The sequence below is a fragment of the Collinsella aerofaciens genome (genome assembly GCF_001405375.1).
Taxonomy (GTDB): domain Bacteria; phylum Actinomycetota; class Coriobacteriia; order Coriobacteriales; family Coriobacteriaceae; genus Collinsella; species Collinsella aerofaciens_F.
Genome location: NZ_CYYP01000003.1, coordinates 45,104 through 65,226, shown reverse-complemented (window position 1 = coordinate 65,226; position 20,123 = coordinate 45,104). Strand labels below are relative to the sequence as shown.

The 20,123-nt window shown below is 58.5% G+C and carries 16 protein-coding genes; 9 read left to right on the top strand and 7 right to left on the bottom strand.

All coding sequences use genetic code 11. The annotated features are described in order from the left end of the window. Positions 1–9: 9 nt before the first annotated feature. Both ARB25_RS10285 and ARB25_RS10280 read right to left on the bottom strand, forming a co-directional pair. Positions 10–753, bottom strand: a complete 744-nt coding sequence (locus tag ARB25_RS10285) for a PTS lactose transporter subunit IIBC (RefSeq protein ID WP_253276027.1) — start codon at positions 751–753, stop codon at positions 10–12. Continuing rightward, positions 689–1,789: a PTS transporter subunit EIIC gene (locus ARB25_RS10280; protein WP_253276026.1), complete on the bottom strand. Its 1,101-nt coding sequence runs from the start codon at positions 1,787–1,789 to the stop codon at positions 689–691. The genes ARB25_RS10285 and ARB25_RS10280 overlap by 65 nt, the downstream gene beginning before the upstream one ends. Before the next feature lie 284 nt (positions 1,790–2,073). Between ARB25_RS10280 and ARB25_RS02310 the strand changes: the two genes are divergently transcribed. Beyond that, entirely contained in the window at positions 2,074–3,075 is a 1,002-nt protein-coding gene (locus ARB25_RS02310) for a LacI family DNA-binding transcriptional regulator (protein ID WP_055285451.1), read from the top strand. Positions 3,076–3,408: 333 nt separating this feature from the next. Here ARB25_RS02310 and ARB25_RS02305 read toward each other — a convergent pair whose 3' ends face one another. Both ARB25_RS02305 and lacG (ARB25_RS02300) read right to left on the bottom strand, forming a co-directional pair. Next, the gene (locus ARB25_RS02305) at positions 3,409–5,169 is read right to left on the bottom strand and encodes a PTS lactose transporter subunit IIBC (protein WP_022094682.1); all 1,761 of its coding nucleotides are present in this window, start codon (positions 5,167–5,169) and stop codon (positions 3,409–3,411) included. A 176-nt stretch (positions 5,170–5,345) separates the two neighbouring features. Continuing rightward, complete coding sequence (lacG, locus tag ARB25_RS02300) at positions 5,346–6,788, bottom strand: 6-phospho-beta-galactosidase (protein ID WP_022094683.1); 1,443 nt, start codon at positions 6,786–6,788, stop codon at positions 5,346–5,348. Between the two features lie 350 nt (positions 6,789–7,138). On the opposite strand from lacG (ARB25_RS02300), the gene ARB25_RS02295 reads away from it, so the two are divergent. Then, positions 7,139–8,167 (top strand): LacI family DNA-binding transcriptional regulator, encoded by a 1,029-nt coding sequence (locus ARB25_RS02295; protein WP_055285449.1) that lies wholly within the window; start codon positions 7,139–7,141, stop codon positions 8,165–8,167. A 261-nt stretch (positions 8,168–8,428) separates the two neighbouring features. Here ARB25_RS02295 and lacG (ARB25_RS02290) read toward each other — a convergent pair whose 3' ends face one another. Together lacG (ARB25_RS02290) and ARB25_RS02285 are read right to left on the bottom strand one after the other, a co-directional pair. Then, entirely contained in the window at positions 8,429–9,868 is a 1,440-nt protein-coding gene (gene lacG, locus ARB25_RS02290) for a 6-phospho-beta-galactosidase (RefSeq protein WP_055285447.1), read from the bottom strand. 66 nt (positions 9,869–9,934) lie between these two features. Then, complete coding sequence (locus ARB25_RS02285) at positions 9,935–11,701, bottom strand: lactose/cellobiose PTS transporter subunit IIB (protein ID WP_055285445.1); 1,767 nt, start codon at positions 11,699–11,701, stop codon at positions 9,935–9,937. Positions 11,702–12,058: 357 nt separating this feature from the next. Between ARB25_RS02285 and ARB25_RS02280 the strand changes: the two genes are divergently transcribed. From ARB25_RS02280 to ARB25_RS02250, 7 genes are all read left to right on the top strand, one after another. Next, entirely contained in the window at positions 12,059–13,063 is a 1,005-nt protein-coding gene (locus tag ARB25_RS02280) for a LacI family DNA-binding transcriptional regulator (protein ID WP_055285443.1), read from the top strand. A 213-nt stretch (positions 13,064–13,276) separates the two neighbouring features. After that, positions 13,277–13,615: a PTS lactose/cellobiose transporter subunit IIA gene (locus ARB25_RS02275; RefSeq protein WP_055252615.1), complete on the top strand. Its 339-nt coding sequence runs from the start codon at positions 13,277–13,279 to the stop codon at positions 13,613–13,615. Between the two features lie 327 nt (positions 13,616–13,942). Beyond that, entirely contained in the window at positions 13,943–14,932 is a 990-nt protein-coding gene (locus tag ARB25_RS02270) for a hypothetical protein (protein ID WP_055285441.1), read from the top strand. 307 nt (positions 14,933–15,239) lie between these two features. After that, positions 15,240–15,668 (top strand): galactose-6-phosphate isomerase subunit LacA, encoded by a 429-nt coding sequence (lacA, locus tag ARB25_RS02265; RefSeq protein WP_006234830.1) that lies wholly within the window; start codon positions 15,240–15,242, stop codon positions 15,666–15,668. A gap of 63 nt (positions 15,669–15,731) precedes the next feature. Continuing rightward, on the top strand, positions 15,732–16,256 hold the full coding sequence (gene lacB / locus ARB25_RS02260) for a galactose-6-phosphate isomerase subunit LacB (protein WP_055285439.1): 525 nt from the start codon (positions 15,732–15,734) through the stop codon (positions 16,254–16,256). 374 nt (positions 16,257–16,630) lie between these two features. After that, on the top strand, positions 16,631–17,512 hold the full coding sequence (locus ARB25_RS02255) for an aldose 1-epimerase family protein (protein WP_055285437.1): 882 nt from the start codon (positions 16,631–16,633) through the stop codon (positions 17,510–17,512). Positions 17,513–17,568: 56 nt separating this feature from the next. After that, positions 17,569–18,504, top strand: coding sequence for a hexose kinase (locus ARB25_RS02250; RefSeq protein WP_055285435.1), 936 nt, complete (start codon positions 17,569–17,571; stop codon positions 18,502–18,504). 260 nt (positions 18,505–18,764) lie between these two features. On the opposite strand, the gene ARB25_RS02245 is transcribed toward ARB25_RS02250, so the two are convergent. Next, the gene (locus ARB25_RS02245) at positions 18,765–20,066 is read right to left on the bottom strand and encodes an ATP-binding protein (protein WP_055285433.1); all 1,302 of its coding nucleotides are present in this window, start codon (positions 20,064–20,066) and stop codon (positions 18,765–18,767) included. Positions 20,067–20,123 lie beyond the last annotated feature (57 nt).

The following is a 20,123-nucleotide window of genomic DNA, read 5'->3' as shown; positions in this document are numbered from 1 at the left end:
GGGAGGAACCTAGTCGAGGTTCTCGCGGAGCCACTTGATGGCGCCGGCGGGGTCGCGAGTAAGGTCGATATATTCCTTACCGCGGGGAGCGAGCAGCTTAATGCCCAGGCGATCGGTGTCGGCCTTCATGTCGTTGTAGTAGCTACGGACCTGCGGGGCAAGCACGATAACGTCGTACTGATCCATGATGGCAGTGTGCTGGCCATAGGCGCCTGCGGAGGAAGCGATGTTCTCTCCGGTCTGCGCAGCACCTTCCTTGATGGCGTTGGCAAGCATGGCAGAGGTGCCGGCGCCGGCGCACAGGACGAGGACCTTCAGGCCATCGACGTCCTTCTTAGCGGATGCGTCGGAGGCGGGCTCGGGCTGATCGGCGACAGGCTTGCTGTCGGCGGCAGCGGCGGTCGGCTCGACGGCAGCGGCGGTCTGCTCGACAGCGGGTGCAGAGGTGCTGGCGGCGATGGTGGCAGCACCATCGGACTCGAGACCCAGCTCGGCGGCGCGCTCGGCCTCCTGGTCGCAGAGCAGCTTATCGTATGCCTTCAAGAACGGCAGGTAGATGATGGCGTCCAGCAAGATGATGATCGCGACAAATACCAGGGCGATAAGCTGGAAGTTCGTGGTGATGAAGATGCCGATGGGGGCAGGGGTAGCCCAAGGCACCACGAAGGAGAAGCCGTTCATGCCCACGTTATCGATAAAGAACTTGGCAACACTCACGTTGACGCAGCCGGCGGCAACAAAGGGGATGAGCATGTAGGGGGTTAAGAATCATCGGCGCGCCAAAGAGCAGCGGTTCGTTGACGGCGAAGGCAACAGGAACAATCGAGGCCTTACCGACGGCTTTGAGCTGTTTGGACTTCATAAAGAGAATCAGCAGAAGCGGCACGATGAACGTGGCGCCGGTGCCGCCGAACTCACCCACGAGCGACATGTTAAAGGTGAGGGAATGGGCGGGGTGGCCACCGGCCAGCAGAACCTGCAGGTTCTCGGCCTGGTTGGCAAGACGGATGGGGTCGATGCCCGGCTGGACAATCGAAGGACCGTGGACACCGATGAACCAGAAGAACGCGGTGGCTGCCTGAATAAGGATGAGTCCGGGGTAGGTCTCTGCCGCAGTGAAGAGCGGGGAGAGCAGCTTGATGAGCAGCTCGGAGAACGGAACGCCCATGAGGTTGCGCACGACGACATCGATGATGCCGCAGATGATGACAGCGCCACCGAAGGGGATGATGTCGCGGAAGTTCTGAGCGATGGCGCCCGGGACCTCCTTGGGCAGCTTAATGGTCAGATCGCGCGAGACACAGAACTTATAGACCCAAACGGTAATGAACGCGGCGATATAGGCCGAGAACAGACCGCGCGTGCCCATGCTGGTGCAATCGAAGACCGAAAGTTCGGAGCCGTTGAACTTGGTGGTGAACTGCGTAACAGCGAGCAGCAGCATGCTGCACTGGGCGGCAACCATGGTGGAGCCGTCGTTGAGCACCTTGCCGGCGGGCATGCGACGGTTCATGGAAGCCGTGAAGTTCTTGGCGGTGGTGCCGGCAACCATGATGCCCATGACGCCCATGGTGAAGTTGTACAGCTTGTTGCACCAGTCGATGAGCGGCTGGGGCAGCGTGATGCCAACGACGCCGGGAAGGGTGGCGATCAACAGGAAGATCGAAGAGGTGAGGACAATGGGCATGCACCCAAGGAATCCGTCTTTGATGGCCTGGAGGTAGATGTTTCTCGAGATCTTCTCGAAGAACGGTTGATGCTTTTCGAGCATCTTCACGATGGCGTCCATAGAGCTCCTTTGCTACTTGATGCGCGATGCATGTGGATGGAACTGGTCGTCGATGGATGGTCAGGACTGCCCGGAAACCTTCCTGCTTAAGGAAGGCATTGCGAAATGACAACGTTGTCATTTCGTTAATGACAACGTAAGACATTTTTGGAAGAGCAACAAGGATTTACAGGTGAACGGTCGATATCGTCCGATAAACGGCTGATTTACTAGTTAGGCAGGTAGTGTATGCTAGAACGCAAAAAACAAGCGATAGAGAACCGAGTGGAGAAGCAGTGGCAACGATGGACAAGAAAAATGTCTCAATGAATGATGTGGCAGTTGCCGCGGGCGTTTCTCTCAAGACGGTTTCGCGTGTGATCAACGAGCCCAATAGCGTGCGAGAGTCGACACGTGATAAGGTCCATTCGGCCATGGAGGCGCTCGGGTTTCGAACCAACTTTGCCGCGCGTTCGCTCAAGTTGGGCCGTTACGGGTGCATCGGCGTCGTGCTGTTTCACTTGTCGGGCGGTGCCGTGGACATGATTGACGGTATCGCCGATGCCGCCGAAGAACGCGGCTTTGCGCTCACGATGATCAAAAAGCGGGCAGGGGAGAAGATGACCCTTGCCGATGCGGCGCGTAGGATGTCGCAGCTGCCTGTTGATGGCATGATCTTCAACCTGCGTCAGATGGTCGATGACTTTGATACCTTTGAGGCACCGAAAGACCTCAAGACGGTGATTATCACGCCGATGGAGCATCCTGCCTGCTCTACCGTTAGTGACGATCAAGAGGGTGGTGCGCGTATGGCGTGCGAGTACTTCTTAAATCGTGGGCACAAGAACGTATACTTCGTCTCTGGTAAGAAAGAGGCGCTGTCGAGCCAGTGTCGTATGAAAGGTTGGCGTGCGGCACTCGAGGCGCGTGGCATTGAGCCGCCCGAGCCTCTGCAAGGCGATTGGAATGCGGATAGTGGCTATGCCGCGGGCCTTGTGCTTGCCGATAAGCCCGATTGCACGGCGATCCTCGCTGCTAACGACTGCATGGCAAACGGCGTGATGATGGCTCTACGTGACAAGGGTCTGAGTGTGCCCGACGACGTGTCCGTGATCGGCTTCGACGATGAGCTCTATAAGACGATTCCCAACTCGATTCTGACGTCGGTGAAGTTTCGCCACCGCGAGCTGGGCGTCCGTGCGCTCAACGAGGTCGTCTCAGGTCTGGAAGCCCCGAGCTCCAGAAGCCGTACGCTCGTCTCGGGCGTGTTGGTCGAGCGCTCCAGCGTAAAGGACCTGCGGGCGTAGACGTGCTCGGCCTGTTTGTCTCAATCTGTAACAGGTAGGGCCGAAAATCTCAGCTAGATGTTACAGATTTAGACAATTCGGTCCGGCTTATTCCGTTTGTCTCGATCTGTAACATCTAAGCGGTCAAAAGTGGTCTACATGTTACAGATTGAGATTTTCGGCTTGGCCTGTGCGTTCATCTCGATCTGTAACAGCTAGGACCGAAAAACTCGGCTAGATGTTACAGATTGAGATGAACAGGAGGACGGGTGCGGTCTAAACAAAATGGCCCGCGCATCACACATCGATGCACGGGCCATTTATTGTCTGCAAGCGGCAGGTGGTGTCAGCGTCTTATGCCTCGAGGTTTTCCTCGATCCAGGCGACGGCGCCCTTGGGATCCTTAGTGAGGTCGATGTACTGTTTGCCCTTGGGCGACAGCAGCGTGATGCCCAGGCGGTCGGTGTCGGCCTTCATCTCGTTGTAATAGGTGCGAACCTGCGGAGCCAGGACGATGACGTTGTACTGGTCCATGATGGCGTAGTGGCTGCCGTAGGCACCGGCGTTGGCGGTAATGTCGATGCCCAGCTCGTCGGCGCCTTCCTTAAGCGCGTTGGCGAGCAGTGCAGAGGTGCCGGCGCCAGCGCACAGAACCAGAACCCTCAGATCCTTGCCCTTAAGGGCGGACGGAGCTGCGGAGGCCTCGGTGGCAGAAGCGGTCTCGACAACAGGAGCCTCAACGGCGGGGGCGGCAGCGGTCTTGACGGCCTTGGTCTCCTCGGCCTCTTCTTCGGCCAGGGTCTCGGCCTCCTGCTTGCACAGGACGTTGTCGTAGGCCTTGCAGAATGGGTAGTAGATCAAGAAGTCAACGACCAGCAGGACGACAACCAGGACCAGAGAGATCGGCTGGAAGTTGGTGTCGATGAAGGTGCCGATCGGTCCGGGGAGTGCCCACGGCATGGCATAGATAAAGCCGTTCATGCCCAAAAAGTCGATGAAGAACTTACCAATGAGGACGTTGGCCACGGGGGCAAACAGGAACGGGATCAGGAAGTACGGGTTGAGGATGATGGGCGCGGCGAACAGCAGCGGCTCGTTGACGGCGAACATCACGGGTACGACAGAGGCTTTGCCGACGGCCTTGAGCTGCTTGGAGCGCATAAAGAGCAGGAAGATGATCGGGACAATGAACGTGGCGCCGGTGCCGCCGAGTTCGCCGATGTAGTTACCGAAGTTCTCGGTCAGGGCGAGGGCGGGGTGACCGCCGGCCTGCAGCGTGGCGAGGTTGGTGGTGATGTTGCCAAACAGCGCGGCGTTGAGGGCAGGCTTAACGACCGAGGGGCCGTGGATGCCCATGAACCAGAACAGCGGGATCATGAACCAGATGAGGGCGAGGCCGGCGTAGGAATCGGCAGCGGCGAACAGCGGGCTCACCAGCGTGGAGATGACGTTGGCAAACGGGACGGCCAAGCAGGTGCGGCAGATAACGTCGATGACGGCGACAAACAGGATGGAGAAGCTGAAGGCGAAGATGTCGCGGAAGTTCTGGGCGATGGCGCCGGGGACTTCTTTGGGCAGCTTGATGGTGATGTCTCGCTTAATGCAGAAGGCATAGATGTTGACCGTGGCAAATGCGGCGACAAAGGAGCTCAGCAGGCCCTTGGTGCCCATGTTGTCGGTAAAGAACACCGAGACATCGGCGCCGTCGATCTTGGCACTCGTCTGGGTAACGGCCAAGATGAGCATAGCGCACATGGCGGCGACCATGGTGCTCGTGGCGTTGATGGCCTTGCCGGCAGGCATGCGGCGGTTCTTGGAGCCGGTCAGCGCGCTTGCGGTGGTGCCGGCGACCATGATGCCCACGACGCCCATCGTGAAGTTGTAAACCTTGTTGCAGAAGTTCACGACGTCGACGTTCCACCAGTCGGGCAGCGTAAAGCCGCCGACCGTGGCGACAACGCCCGGCAGGGTCGAAATAAGCAGGAAGACAGAAGAAGACAGGATGATGGGCATTGCTGCCAAAAAGCCGTCTTTAATGGCCTGAAGGTAGATGTTCTTAGAGACCTTGTCGAAGTACGGCTGACCTTTCTCCAAGAACTTAACGATCGATTCCATAGTTCACGCTCCTCTTTGCATGAAATCTTAATGGCATGGACGTTGAAAACCTATATGGTCTCCCGCTTGCTAAAAGCCCGGGTGCAGGCGGGGTCGGTCCCAGGGGGAGAGAGGGGAGCGGCTGGGTTTGTATCGCATAGGGCCGCTCCCTTCTCGGGGGAAAGCGAGGCGATGCGCTACTGCGCGTCCGCCATAGTGTCGGCGAGCTCCTTGTACCAGAGTGCCGACTGCTTGATGTAGCGTTTTTGCGTGTCGAAGTCGATGTAGAACAGGCCGTAGCGCTTGTTATAGCCGTTGGCCCACGAGAACTGGTCCTGCAGGCTCCAGATAAAGTAGCCCTGGACGTCGACGCCCTCGGCGCGCGCCTGGAGCACCTTCTCCATGTGCTGGTCGACAAAGTCGATGCGCTCGGGATCGGCGACGATGCCGTTTGCGTCGGGCTCGGGGTCCTTGTGGCCCAGGCCGTTTTCGGTGATATAGATGACGGGGAGGTTGGGATAGGTGGCGCTGATGTGCTTGAGCGTGTCGTAGAGGCCTTGCGGGTAGATGAGCCAATCCCAGTCGGTGGTGGGGATACCCGGCATATCGACCTGCTGCCCGACGCCCTTAAACTTAAAGCACGAGGTGCCCTTGTCTCCGGTGCCGTTAAAGCTGTTGGTGGACTCGCCATCGTAGGCGGCGATAAACGCCGACTGATAGTAGTTGAGGCCGAACATATCGTTGCGGGGCGCCGCCTTGGCGAGCTCCTCCATGTCGCTGTCCTCAACCGTAAGCGTGGCGTTGTTGGCACGCAGAATCTCGTTGATGAGTGAGAGGGTGCGCGCGGAGTAGTGACCCAGGAAGGCGCCGTCCATGATGAAGTCGGTGTAGAAGGCGTTGTACAGGTCGGCGGCGTGCTGGTCGGCGGGCGAGTCGGTGGCAGGATATGCCGGCGTCAGGACGTTGACCATGCCAATGCGTCCGCCCAGGTGCTCGGTCTCGTCAAGATCCTTATACAGGTTGACGGCGCGGGCGTGGGCAACGAGCTCGTTGTGCTGGCTCTGGATGCCGCTCGTCACATCAAAGTGATGGTTGGGCGGGAAGTTGCCTTGGATGTATTGGGAGTGCGAGAGGCTGATGAGCTCGTTGATGGTGAACCAATTCTTGACCTCGCGGAACTCGCGGAAGCAGAACTCGGCATAGCGCACATAGGCGTCGACGGTCTTGCGGTTGAGCCAGTCGCCCTGGTTGAACAGGGCGGCGGGGGAGTCAAAGTGATGCAGGGACACATAGGGCTCGACGCCATACTTTTTGCAGCAGGCGAACAGCTCGTGGTAGTGCTTAACGCCCTCGGCGAGGGGTTCGGCATCGTCGCCGTTGGGGAAGATGCGGGTCCAGGCGATGGACACACGAATGGCGTTGAGTCCATGCTCGGCAGAAAGGCGGATATCCTCCTCGTAGCGGTTGTAGAAATCACTGGCCGGGTCGGGCAAAAAGCGACCCTGGGCGACAAGGTAATCGTCCCACATGGTCTTACCCTTGCCTGCCACCTTCGTGGAACCTTCCGTTTGGTACGCGGCGGTTGCGGCGCCCCAAACAAAGCCCTTCGGCAGCTGCTGTACGCGGTTTAGCAAAGACATATGCATACATCCTCTCGTCTCGCTGTTCGATATTGTGCGTTTGCGCTCAGGAGGCTCCCTGGTTAGCGTTCAGCGGTGAAAAAGCCCGATAAACACTATCTTAAAATGATTAGAACCAAAATGAGCACGTGAACATTTGACAATGAGCACGTTAACATCCGGCTGGGATGTATAGAAACAAAACAACTTCAAACAGCTGCGAACGGTTGTATTTGTTCGGTAAGCGGTTTTGATTGACAGAAGTTTTCATGTTGTGGTATATGGCTCGGGTATCATGAGCACGTTATCAATGTATGTACGATGCGCCATGGGCGCGGGGAATAGTTGGGAAGCAGGTTAGCGTGGAAGGCATGGATCAGCAGACAAGGAATGGTCGTTCGGCGAGCGCGGCAGAGGTTGCGGCGCTCGCTGGCGTGAGCCGCCAGACTGTGTCTCGCGTGGTCAACGGTATGCCCAACGTGACGGAAAAGACGCGCAAGCGTGTGCTGGCCGCCATGGAAGAGCTGGGCTTTCGTCCCAATTTTGCTGGAGCGGCGTTGCGCGGCGGGTCGTATCGTTCTATTGGCCTGTGCATGTACAACATCACACGTGTCGGTAACCTGGCGACGCTCGAGGGTATCATGCAAGCGGCGCGCGAGCATGATTTTGCCGTCACTATGATCGAGATGGGCGGCGACAAGCCCTATGCACTTGCCGATGCCTCGCGCCGCATGGTCGAGCGACCCGTCGACGGCATGATTCTCAACATGAACCGCATGGCTCCCGATTTTGAGGAGTTTGTTCCCCAGCCGGGAGTGCGAACGGTCATCCTGTCCATGTATGCGCATCCGCGCTGCACGACGATCGACTCCGACCAGTATGGTTCGTGCGAGCTGTTGACCAATTATCTGCTGGAACATGGTCACTCGAATATGCGGTTTGTGGCGGGTCCGGAAAACTCGATTTCCTCGCGTTTTCGTGAGGCCGGTTGGCGCGATACGCTGGGTCGTGCTCATGTCGATGCCGCTCCGATGCTGCGTGGCGATTGGAGTGCGGACAGTGGGTACGCCATGGGCGAGCGGATTGCGGCCGAGGTGCTTGCCGGCGGGTCGCAGACGCCGACTGCCGTGCTTGCGGCAAATGACCAGATGGCGCTGGGCGTTATCGCCGCGCTCGAGAACGCGGGCCTGTCCGTGCCCGACGACGTGAGCGTGGTTGGTATCGACGACGCACTCGAGGGACTTGTTCCTCACAATCGGCTGACGACGCTGCGATTTGATTTGCGCGGTGTCGGTAAGCTTGCGTTTGAGGCGGCGATTGGAGAGAGCTCGTCTATCGAGGCGATTCATGTGCCGAGCACGCTGGTCGAACGCTCGACTGTTAGGGACATACGGGGTTAGGTCCTACTCCGTCTGTCTCGATTTGTAACAGGTAGACGGTCAAAAGCGGGCTACGTGTTACAGATTTAGATTCTTCGGAAAGAGCAATCCTGTTCGTCTCAATCTGTAACAGTTAGGACCCAAAAACTCGGCTAGATGTTATAGATTGAGATAAATGGCTTCCGACCTGCACAAAAAGGCCGGGGGCGGCGCGCCGTGTGACGTGCCGCCCCCGGCTGAGAAATGGGGACAGGTTATGTGATCGGGTAACCCCGCCAGCCGCTAGTCCAGACGACGGGTCTGCGCCACGTGCTTATACCAGTATGCGCTTGCCTTGGGCGTGCGCTTCTGGGTTTCAAAGTCAACGTAGAAGAAGCCGTAACGCTTGTTGTAGCCATTGGTCCAGGAGAACTGATCCTGCAGGCTCCACAGGAAGTAGCCGCCTACGTTGACGCCCACCTCCATGGCCTTGAGCAGCCAACGCAGGTGCTGCTCGATGTAGTCGATGCGCGGCTGGTCGTCCACAAAACCGTCCTTGTAGGGGTCCTTGTAGCCCATGCCGTTCTCGGTGATGAAGATTTGCTTGTAGTTGGGGTAGCGCTGCTTAATGTAGACGAGCAGATCGAACAGGCCCTTGGGATAGATGATCCAGTCCCAGTCGGTGGTGGGGATGCCAGGCTTGTTCACATGCTCGCCAATGCCCTTGACGCGCCAGCGGCCGGTGCCCTTCTCGCCCGTACCGTTGTGGTGCAGGTCGTTCTCGCCGTCGTAAGCCTTCAAGAAACGGCACTGGTAGTTGTTAACGCCCAGGTAATCGTTGTAGAGCGCTGCCTTGCGCATAATCTCGAGGTCCTCGTCCAGGATCTCGATGGTGCCGCCCGAGACGGCAGCCAGGCGGTTGGCGCACTCGAGGGTGTCGGGCGCGTAGTCGCCGCGGAAGGTGGCGTCGAGCAAAAACTGGTTCTGCAACACGTGCTCGTTGTTGGCGGCTTTGATGTCGGCGGGGTCGTTCTCGTTGAGCGGGTACTTAAACTCCAGCGACTGAATGACGCCGATTTTGCCCTTAAAACCGCCGTTGTGGAAGGCCAGTACTGCTTTGGCGTGGGCGAGCATCATGTTGTGCTCGCACTGGAAGGCCTCGGCCAGATGCGCCTTGACGCCACCGGGGAAGGTGCCCTCGATGTAGGTATTGGAGGCATCGGCCCAGATCTCGTTAAAGGTGAACCAGTAGGTCACCTGGTCGGCGTACTCCTTAAAGCAGAAGGTGGCAAAGTCCACAAAGGCGTCGATGGTCTCGCGGTTGAGGAAGTCGCCCTTCTCAAAGAGGGGCAGCGGCGTATCGAAGTGATGCAGCGTGACAAACGGCTCAACGTGGTGCTTGTGGCACTCGGCGAAGAGGTCGTGGTAGAACTGGACACCCTCGGGGTTGATTTCGCCGGTACCGTTGGGGAAGATGCGGCTCCAGGCGATGGAGAGGCGGATGCCGTTGATACCGAACTCCTCGCACAGCTCCAAGTCGACGGGGTACTGGTTGTAGAAGTCCGAAGCGGGATCGGGGGAGAAGCGCCCCTGGGCCTCCAAGAAGTCGTCCCAGGCAACCTTGCCCTTACCGTGGGTGCGGGTCTCGCCCTCTACCTGGTAGGCAGCGGTGGCGCCGCCAAAGACAAAGTCCTCGGGAAACTGCGCAGGCGGGTTGGTGACGCTAGCGGGGTTAACGGACATGATGATCCAATCGTCTAAATCGAAGGGCCAGCCGGTCTTGGATGGTCGGCTGGCCCTGAGCGTTACTTACTTCGAGAGTTGCTCGCTTACGAAGGCGAGAGACTTGTCGCCGTTCTGGGAGAGCTCGATGTACTGCTTACCGCGGCAGGCGACGCATTTGTTGCCCACGCGCTCGCAGTCCTTCTGCAGGTCGGTCAGGTAGCTTGCGGCCTGCGGGGCCAGGACGACCAGGTCAAAGTCGGGGAGCATGTCAACGTGGTTGCCATAGGCCTCGGCAGCGGTCTCAAGATTGATGCCGCGCTCTTTGGCAGCCTTGGCCAGCGCGTTGGCGAGCAGGCCCGAGGTACCGCCGCCCTGGCAGAGCACGAGCACGCGCTTGCCGTTGAGGTCGCTGGCGGTCGTTGCCTCGGTGGCGACAGCGGCGGGGGCGTCGGCCTTCACGGCCTCGGCAGCAGCGCCGGCGGCAACGCTCTTGGCGTCGGCCTTGCCCTGGAAGGCATCGTTGAGCTTGGCGGCCTTCTCGGCGTTCTTGGCGGCGAGCTCCTCCTGGGAGATCTCGGCCTCCTCGGCGCACTTCTGGGCGTCGTAGGCACGGAAGAACGGATAGTACAGAACAAAGTCGACGACCAGGATAAGGGCGAGCATCACAAAGGCGAGCGGCTGGAAGCCCAGGCCCATGATGGTGCCGATGGGGCCGGGGACGGTCCAAGGCAGGGTGTACATAAAGCCGTTCATGCCCAAGAAGTCGATAAAGATCTTGAGGATCCAGATGTTGGCGATCGGGGCAAAGACAAACGGGACAAAGAAGACGGGGTTGAGCACGATGGGCGCGGCGAACAGCAGCGGCTCGTTGACGGCAAAGCAGACGGGGACGATGGCGGCCTTACCGACGGCGCGCATCTCCTGGGACTTGGCCAGGAAGCAGAACATAAAGACCAAGACGAGCGTGGCGCCGGTGCCGCCCATGCAGACGACGAAGTACTGGGCGCCCTGCGTCAGAACGGCGGAGGCGTGCTCGCCGGCCTGGAATGCAGCCAGGTTGTCGGTCATGTTGGCAACGAGGGCGGCGGCGATGGCGGGCTCGACGATCGAGGGGCCGTGGACGCCGACGAACCAGAACAGGCTCATGGCGCCGTAGATCACAGCGAGACCGATATAGCCGTCGGCAGCGGTGAACAGGGGCTGGAACACCTGGATGACGCCCTGGGCAAAGCAGAAGCCAAAGGCAGCGCGGAAGACGATGTCAAAGACCCAAAAGACGGTGATGCAGACGGAGAAGGGGATGATGTCCTTAAAGGTCTGCGAGATGTTGGGCGGAACCTGCTCGGGCATCTTGACGGTGATGTTGCGCTTGATAAAGAACTTGTAGATGATGCCGGTCACAAACGCAGCGATGAAGGCAGTCAGCAGGCCCTTGGAACCAAGGTAGGTGGTGTTGAAGCCGCTGGCGGCGTCCGTGGCGATGGTGTCGCTCGAAAGGAGCAAGAAGCCGATGATGGCCGCGCACATGCATGAGATAAAGTTGATCTGGTTGTTCTTGGGCAGGTCGCGGTTCTGAGCGTCGGCGAAGTGCTTGGCGGTGGTGGCGGCACAGGCGATTGCCAGGATGCCCATGGAGTAGTTGTAGCACTTCCACAGGGCGTTGTTGATGTCATCGGGCCAGTAGAAACCCCAGATGTTGGGGACCGAGGCTACGAGGCAGAAGATGGACGAGAAGATGATGATGGGGATGACGGAGATAAAACCGTCGCGGATCGCCTTGAGGTACTTGTTGCGGGCGATCGCGTTGAAAAAGGGCTGGCCCTTTTCGATAGTGGCGATGAGTTGCTCCATGCAAAGCTCCTAAGAGTCGGTGGGTTAGCAACGATGGTAGCTTTTGACGTTCGGTTGCCAAAATGTTGACGTTGCCATTTTGCGACACAAAAAAAGACACGAACCGGTGGTTCCTGTGCCTGCGAACCGTCGATTCCTTATGCGTAAACGTTTGAGCCGCCCGGTGGCTCTGTGTTTGCACAATGGCAACGTTAACATTTGGGCGCCAAAAGCCGTTTGCGGAAGCAAAAATGTCGGTGAACGGTAGGTTTTGGGTGGTGAGCGTATGGTGGGGGAGGCGTTGGATATACTTGAAGGCGTTAAAAATGACTGCGTAGGGTGCCACCAATGGCATCGTCGACATAGAAAGATCGACCTATGGCCGCTGTTAAAAAATCGGTTTCCGTTAAGGATGTGGCGCGTCTCGCGGGCGTCTCGGAGCAGACAGTCTCGCGTACGGTGCACGATTCGCCCAGCGTGCGCCCCGAGACCAAGGAGCGCGTGCGTGCCGCCATGCGCGAGCTGGGGTATCGCCCCAATTTTGCCGGTCGATCGCTGCGCCGCGGTAAGTTTAAGACCGTCGGCGTCGCTATGTTCAACATTACCGGCACCGGCAACCTCGACCGTATGGAGGGCTTTGCCGCCGCCGCCGACAAACACGGCTACGCCATCACCCTCACTAAAGTAGATGGGCATCCGTATACCCTCGAGAGCACATCGTCGCGTATGAGTGCACTGCCGGTGGACGGTATGGTTGTGATCATGAACCGCATGCCGGCGGACTTTGGAACCTTTGAACCGCTGCCCGGCATGCAGACGGTGCTCGTTACGATGTTGGAGCACCCGCTGTGCTCGACGGTCGATAACGACCAGTTCGATTGCTCGCGCCAGGTGGTCGAGTACTTGCTGGAGCAGGGGCACAAGACCGTGCACTTTATCTCGTGCCCCGAGCGCTCGCTTTCGGGCATGCGGCGCGAGGAAGGCTGGCGTGAGACATTGCGTGCGCATGGCATTGAGCCACCGCAGCTCGTGCGCGGCGACTGGACGGCGCAGAGCGGATATGCTGCCGGCCAGGTGCTTGCGGATGATCCGACCTGTACGGCCATTTATGCCTCCAACGATGCCATGGCCTACGGCTGCATTCGCGGGCTCGAGTCGCGCGGAAAGCGCGTGCCCCAGGACGTGAGCGTGGTGGGTGTTGACGATAGTCTGGGCGATATCGTGCCCGATTGTCGCCTGACCACGGTGCGCTTTGACAACAAGCGCGTCGGCATGTGGGCGGTCGACAAGATTGTCGGCGCCGAGGGCGTTGCACCTGGTGTAGAGCACATGCTGTTTCCGGGCGTGCTCGTCGAGGGCGATACGGTGCGCGATATACGCTAGGATGCGGACCCGTTTGGTTGCCGATAATTGTGTTTGATAATGTTCGGATTGGTTTAAAAGCCGTTCACGGGTGAAAAGCAACCGTTCATAGCTCGAAATTGCATTTTGCGCTGTTCTTTTTTGTTTGAATGTTACTGTTCCTACCATACACAACGCAACGCGTATGCCCGGACGCGATGCTCTCCATTGGTTCATATGTGAAAGGAACGCAACATGGCAACCAAAGAAGAAATCTCGATGGTTGGATTCGAGATTGTCGCATACGCAGGTGACGCCCAGACCGATCTGCTTGCAGCGCTCGATGCTGCTCGCGAGGGTGACTTTGAGAAGGCCGAGCAGCTGCACAAGGATGCCAGCGATGCACTTATCGGCGCCCACGACACGCAGACCAAGCTGCTTTCGCAGGAGGCCGGCGGTGGCGAGATGGAGATGACCTTCATCATGGCTCACGCTCAGGACACTCTCATGACCACTATGATCCTGGAGAAGCAGGCCCGCTTTACCATCGATGCCTACAAGCGCATCGCCGAGCTCGAGGCCAAGCTCGCCTAACGAGCCCTCACAACCAAGCCCCCTTCCAAAAGCCCTGCCGTTACCCGCGGCAGGGCTTTTTCTGTTCTCCTTCAAGTTGCGGTGAAATAGGGACTGAATAGGGGCCGGCGGGCACAAAACAATCCCTATTCCACCGCAACTCATCCCGAGATAGTCATTGGGGACGTTCTTAAATGACTAGTCATTGGGGACAGTCTTGGTGCGCTCCGTTCGTCTTCCCGTTCGATTTTTGCTCGGTGGGTATACTTCCTTTCGCATTAAACGCCGGAATGAGGAGGTATCCAAATGCCGGATAACGGGTCAATACAAAAAAGAGACGTGCACGAGATGGCTCATGGGCGTCCTGTCCAGATAACCGAGCACACGACGGTAACCGAGCTGCAGCCCAGCCTGTCCGATGTTGTGTGTGCAAACAAAAAGCTGCAGATTGGCTTTGTCGTTGCGCTCGTGGTACTGGCGATGCTGTCGGGTTTTGTGGCTCGTCCGCATTTCGCCGATACCAAAACTTGGGACTCCACCATCGAGGTCATCGATCAAAAGAAGGGCAACGTTTTGGCGCTCACGGCTTCATGCGTTGCTCTATCTGCGGGTATTACGGCGCTGCCGGGTGATACGGGAACGCCGGTTGCCGAACAGCTCGCACAGCTTTCAGGCAACCTTGGTATTGTGCTCGCCGTGCTATACCTAGAGAAATATTTGCTCACGATTTTGTGGTCGGTTGGCTTGGGCATCTTAATCCCGTTTGCGTTGGTGCTCTTTGCGGTGTCGCTCGGCATTCACGGGCGCTGGAGTACGAGCGCTGTTCTGCGCCGTGTGGCGACGCGCGTGCTGGTGGTCGCCATGATCGGCATGGCGTTGGTGCCTGCAAGCGTATGGGTGTCGCAAAAGGTCGACGAAACGTATCGCGTAAGTATTGAGCAAGCTGAGCAAAAGGCTGCGGACGCTGCGGACGCGGCCGACACCACGGACAAGTCAGCCGAGACCAGCTCAAAATCGAACAAGAAAAAATCCGAGGCCACGGAGTCAAAAAATGTGCTCGAGCAGTTGACCGATGGGGCCTCGAGCCTGGTCACGTCGGTAACCAGCGGCGCCAAGCAGATGACCGACGAGATCGTGCAGCAGGTGACCGATCTGATTGAAGGCGTCATCGTGATGATCGTGACCTCGTGCGTTATCCCGCTGCTGGTGCTCGTGGCGTTCCTATGGCTAGGACACGTGCTGCTGGGGATCGATATTTCCGGCCCGGCGAACTATTTGACGGGCCGTTTCTTGAGCGCTCCTTCCAAGCACGTCAAAAAGGGCGGGCAGTCCGAGTAGCTAAAACAGCTGTATATACCGGGGAATACCGCCGAAGGGCGGCCGAGACACGTTCTCGGCCGCCCTTTTGTTTGTTGAACACGTGGTCGCTACGTCCGCGCCGGGTCCAAACGGTCAGCAATCACCTGTGAACGGTATTTGCTCAAAAAAGAACAAAGATAAACAAATAGTTGTTGCAGTTTATGTTCGAATGTGTTCAAATAAACACGAACAGTGAAGAACCGCACGTTCAGATGCCCGGACCTGAACGCGATTCAACACTTCCAAACAGGAACTACGCACCTGCGTATCTCTCAAGGAGGATGTCATGAGGGTTGTAATCGCTTCCGATGCCGACGGTATGTCGATGAAGGAGTCCATCAAGGAGATGCTCATCGCCGACGGTCACGAGGTCGTCGACTATTCCGAGACCCCTGCCGCGGACTTTGTCGATTCCGCGACCGCCGTTGCCAAGGACCTGCTGGAGCACAAGGATTCCCAGGGCTTCGCATTCGATAAGTACGGCGTCGGCTCCTATATGGCCGCCGTCAAGATTAAGGGCATGGTCGTCGCCAACATTTCCGACGAGCGTTCCGCCTACATGACCCGCGAGCACAACGGCTCGCGCATGGTCACCATGGGCCCGGGCGTTGTGGGCACCGAGGTCGCCAAGAAGATCGCCCGCGAGTTCCTGCGCGCCCAGTACGCCGGCGGCCGTCACCAGATCCGTGTCGACATGCTCAACAAGATGGCCTAACGAGAGCCACCGAGAACTCGAACTTCTATCTCAACTTGTGAATTCAGACGAAAGGACGTTCTGATGAAGAAGACCATCGCAATCGGTTGCGACCATATCGTTACGGACGAGAAGATCTATCTGGCCGACCGCCTGGAGCAGGCTGGCTACAAGGTGCTCGACTGCGGCACCTACAGCCACACCCGTACGCACTATCCCATCTACGGTAAGGCCGTGGGCGAGGCTGTTGCCAGCGGCAAGGCCGACTTTGGCGTGGCCCTCTGCGGCACCGGCATTGGCATCACCAACGCCGTCAACAAGGTTCCCGGCGCCCGTTGCGCGCTGGTCCGCGACATGACCTCTGCCCTGTATGCCCGTCGCGAGCTCAACGCCAACATCGTGGGCTTTGGCGGCAAGATTACCGGCGAGTTCCTGATGGCCGACATCATGCTTGCCTTCCTGGAGGAGCCCTACGAGAAGACTCCCGAGCACGATGCCCTGATCGCCAAGATCGATGCTTGCAATAAGGCCGACGCCGATGCTCAGGCTGACCCGCACTTCTTTGACGAGTTCCTCGAGAAGTGGGACCGCGGCGAGTATCACGACTAAGGGGTTCCGGCGTTCTACCGAACGCCGGACCGGCCGACGCTGCGAAGCCATCTGGCGGGCAATCTGCCGTTCAGCTTCGGCGGCATGACCAGAAGGTCAATGCCGCCTCGCTTCACGGCACCTTGCCTCGCCAGCTGACTTCTCGCTGACGTTGGGGGTACCTGTGGGGTTACCGCTGTTGTTGCGAAGCTTTCTGGTTCAGTAAGCTGCTCCGATAACACGTTTGCTTGCTTGGCTTGAGTGCTTCGCTCTTGGCTGTACTTGGCGATTTGCAGCTTTTCAATTGACGGCTCGCGTTTCTGTGAGGAGGCGCGGGCCGGTTTTCTATCAGCCCTATTGACTTGGCGGGCTGTCGTAAGAAAGGGAAGGCTCCTATGGAGTTTGTTCTTGATAACGGTTCTATCCGCGTAGCACTGAGCACGGCGGGCGGGTCGTTCACTTCTATTGCGGCCAACGGCCGTGAGTACCTGTGGCAGGGTGACCCGGCGGTCTGGTCGGGCCAGGCACCCATTTGTTTCCCGATCTGCGGCGGCCTTCGTGACGGTCGCGCAATGACCATGGGCGGCCGCGAGGTCAAGCTCGCCCGTCACGGCTTTGCGCGCAAACAGGAGTGGAAGCTCGAGGAGCAGAGCGACAACATGGTTGCGCTGAGCTTAAGCTCTGCCGACCATGCCGAGTTGCTCGAGCAGTACCCGTATCCGTTTAAGATCGTTGCTCGTTACACGATCGATTCGGAAAAGGTGGCCGTGTCGTACGAGGTGACCAATGAGGGCACCGAGGACATGCCGTTCTTTGTGGGCGGTCACCCTGGCTTTAAGTGCCCGCTTGACGAGGGCGAGTCCTATGACGACTACGAGCTCCGTTTTGAGCAGCGCGAGGCCGCCGAGCTCTGTACTGCCGTTCCCTCGACGGGCCTGATTGATGTTAAGCATCGCAGCAAGAACCCGATGGTTGGCCATGACCTGCCGCTGACCCACGAACTCTTTGACTTCGCGGAGACCATCTTTGACGTGCTCGAGAGCCGCGTAGTTACGCTTACCAAGAAAACCGAGGACAAGGGCGTGCGCCTGACGTTCCCCGATATGCCATACCTGATTGTGTGGAGCAAGCCCGAGGGTGACTTTGTTGCCGTGGAACCGTGGGGCGGCCTGTCCACCTGCTCCGACGAGGACGATATCCTGGAGCACAAGCGCGGCTGCCTGGTGGCTAAGCCGGGGGAGACCGTTACCCGCGGCTTTGAGATCGAGATCCTTTAACGAGCTATCGTATGTTTGGGGCCGCGCGTGTCGTGCCCCGGAAACAGGAGTTCATTATGATTCTGACCGTTACCATGAACCCGTCGATTGATACGCGCTATCAGCTCGACAAGTTGATCATCGACGACGTGAACCGCGTGACGCCCGAAAAGACCGCTGGCGGCAAGGGCCTCAACGTGAGCCGCGTGCTGCTGCAGCTGGGCGACGACGTGCTCGCGACCGGTCTGCTCGGCGGCCACATGGGTGCCTATATGGCCGAGCTCATGGATGCCGATGGCGTCAAGAACGACTTTGTGCCCATCGCCGGTGAGACGCGCATTTGCCTGAATATTCTGCACGAGGGTAATCAGACCGAGCTTTTGGAGAGCGGCCCGCAGATCGCCCCGGCCGAGCTCGAGGCCTTTACGGCCAAGTTTGCCGAGCTCGCAGCGAAGGCGGACGTTGTGACGCTTTCGGGCTCGCTGCCGCGTGGTGTCGATGCCGGCTACTATGCCGAGCTCGTCAAGATCGCCGAGGAGGCGGGCGCCAAGGTGCTGCTCGACACCTCGGGTGCATCGCTGGAGGCCGCGCTGGAGTCCGACGCTAAGCCTGAGCTCGTAAAGCCCAACCTGACCGAGATCAACGGCCTGCTGGGTACGTCCTTTACGACCGATGATGTCGATGCCCTGCGCGAGGCGCTTGCCGCCGATGGCCGCTTTGCCGGTATTCCCTGGGTTGTCGTTTCGATGGGCGCTGCCGGTTCGGTGGGCTTCCATGAGGGCCGTGCGTTTCGCGCCAAGACGCCCGCGATTGCGGCTGTGAACGCAACGGGTTCCGGTGACTCGACCATCGCCGGTTTTGCGCATGCCATTGCTGCCGGTGCCGACGACGTCACGGTGCTCAAGACCGCCAATACCTGCGGCAAGCTCAACGCCATGGATCCCAAGACCGGCCACCTGGTCATGGACCGCTGGGACGAGGTCTACAACAGCGTTGAAGTAACGGAGCTTTAAAGTTACGGCGTTTTACCAAACGCCGTAACGGCTCGACGCTGCGCGGGCCGCATTTGGACAATCTGACGTTCAACTTCAAGGGCGCGACCAGAAGGTCAGCGCCCTTTCGTTTCACGTCACCTTGTCTCAAATGCGACCCGCTCGCTGCCGTTGCCAAAACATCGGCGTTGCCTTGCTTCGGGAATGCGGCAGATAGGGACGTTCCTTTTTTGCCGGCAGTTTGGGACACTCCTTACGGGGCACCCCCCCCTCCACAGCGCCTATGCCAGCTTTTCGATTTGCCCAATCTCCCAGAGCGGAATGTTGACGAGCGTGCCCTCGTCTCTATATGCCGCTAACGATGTTCTCACGCAGCGCTCGAGCTTGAACTTCTCGCAGGCAATCCTCAGGCTCTTTGCTTTGAGATTCTCTGCCGCCTTGACTTCGAGCGGAAGCACGGTCCCCGCATGGTCGATGGCAAAGTCAGTCTCTGCATTGCCGGAGGAGGATGACCAATACGCGGGAGTTTTGCCTTGGAGCAAAAGCTCCTGTGCGACGTATTGCTCGGTCAGCGAGCCTTTGAACTCCGTAAAAACAGCGGGCCCGTTCAGAACAATGGCTGGCGTGAGGCCGGAGAGTGCTCCGAGGATGCCGGTGTCGATGCAGAACAGCTTGAAGCCCGAGAGATCCTCGTAGCTTGTGAGCGGTGCTCTTAGGGCGGAAACACGTGGTACCTTATGAACGATTCCATAGTCCATGAGCCACTGGAGGCTTTCCTCAAAATCGCGTGCGCGCGCCCCGGGACGAAGCGCGCCGTAGACGAACTTCTTGTTTTCCTTTGCGAGCTGGCCGGGAAGGGATTTCCAAACCAGCCTCATGCGCTCGACGATGCGGGCTGGCGCATGCTTGCCAAAATCGGATTCATAAGCTTCGATGATTTGCTGCTGAAGCCTGCGGGCTTCGATGAAATCGTGGGAGGCGGCGAAAGCGGAGACAACTTCCGGCATGCCACCGACAACGAGGTATTCCTTGAGCAGGCGCTCGAGCTTTTCAGAAACGTTTGCCAGCAGGTCCATGTCTGCGGCAAGGATGGCATCTGCGAGCGGATCGCCATCGACGGCACGAACGAACTCGACAAACCCCATGGGGCGCATGGTGAGCTGGTCAATCTTGCCGACGGGGAACGACTCGTTTTCGCGTCGGAGCGCGAGCCCCATATAGGAGCCGGCTGCCACGATATGGTATTCCGGCGCCAGCTCGTTGAAGTATTTGAGCGAGGTGATGCCACGCGGTGCCTCTTGGATTTCGTCGAAGATGATGAGCGTGTCTGTCGGCGTTATGGTCTGGCCGCGTAGGAGCTCTATCTGGGAGATGATGCGTTTGGGGTCAAGGCTTCCGTCGAACAGCGAACGTGCGCCCGGTTCGAGCATAAAGTCAAAGCGGATGACGTTTTGATACTGCTGGCCTGCGAATTCGTTAAGAAGCCAGGTTTTTCCCGTCTGGCGGGCCCCCTTAAGCAGGAGGGGCTTGCGGTTTGCCCTAGATTTCCAAGCGATGAGTTCGTCCATTAGCTGTCGCTGCATACTGCCTCCTAACGATCATGTTTAGTATAAGACTGCTTTGGTCTTTCCATTGAAAAA

Coding starts and splice junctions, on each gene's coding strand:
- ARB25_RS02255 (WP_055285437.1), top strand. CDS start 16,631: ATGGAGTTTGTTCTTGATAACGGTTCTATCCGCGTAGCACTGAGCACG.
- ARB25_RS10280 (WP_253276026.1), bottom strand. CDS start 1,789: ATGGACGCCATCGTGAAGATGCTCGAAAAGCATCAACCGTTCTTCGAG.
- ARB25_RS02285 (WP_055285445.1), bottom strand. CDS start 11,701: ATGGAGCAACTCATCGCCACTATCGAAAAGGGCCAGCCCTTTTTCAAC.
- ARB25_RS10285 (WP_253276027.1), bottom strand. CDS start 753: ATGCTCATCCCCTTTGTTGCCGCCGGCTGCGTCAACGTGAGTGTTGCC.
- ARB25_RS02245 (WP_055285433.1), bottom strand. CDS start 20,066: ATGCAGCGACAGCTAATGGACGAACTCATCGCTTGGAAATCTAGGGCA.
- ARB25_RS02250 (WP_055285435.1), top strand. CDS start 17,569: ATGATTCTGACCGTTACCATGAACCCGTCGATTGATACGCGCTATCAG.
- ARB25_RS02270 (WP_055285441.1), top strand. CDS start 13,943: ATGGCTCATGGGCGTCCTGTCCAGATAACCGAGCACACGACGGTAACC.
- lacB (WP_055285439.1), top strand. CDS start 15,732: ATGAAGAAGACCATCGCAATCGGTTGCGACCATATCGTTACGGACGAG.
- lacA (WP_006234830.1), top strand. CDS start 15,240: ATGAGGGTTGTAATCGCTTCCGATGCCGACGGTATGTCGATGAAGGAG.
- lacG (WP_022094683.1), bottom strand. CDS start 6,788: ATGTCTTTGCTAAACCGCGTACAGCAGCTGCCGAAGGGCTTTGTTTGG.
- ARB25_RS02275 (WP_055252615.1), top strand. CDS start 13,277: ATGGCAACCAAAGAAGAAATCTCGATGGTTGGATTCGAGATTGTCGCA.
- ARB25_RS02280 (WP_055285443.1), top strand. CDS start 12,059: ATGGCCGCTGTTAAAAAATCGGTTTCCGTTAAGGATGTGGCGCGTCTC.
- lacG (WP_055285447.1), bottom strand. CDS start 9,868: ATGTCCGTTAACCCCGCTAGCGTCACCAACCCGCCTGCGCAGTTTCCC.
- ARB25_RS02310 (WP_055285451.1), top strand. CDS start 2,074: ATGGACAAGAAAAATGTCTCAATGAATGATGTGGCAGTTGCCGCGGGC.
- ARB25_RS02305 (WP_022094682.1), bottom strand. CDS start 5,169: ATGGAATCGATCGTTAAGTTCTTGGAGAAAGGTCAGCCGTACTTCGAC.
- ARB25_RS02295 (WP_055285449.1), top strand. CDS start 7,139: ATGGATCAGCAGACAAGGAATGGTCGTTCGGCGAGCGCGGCAGAGGTT.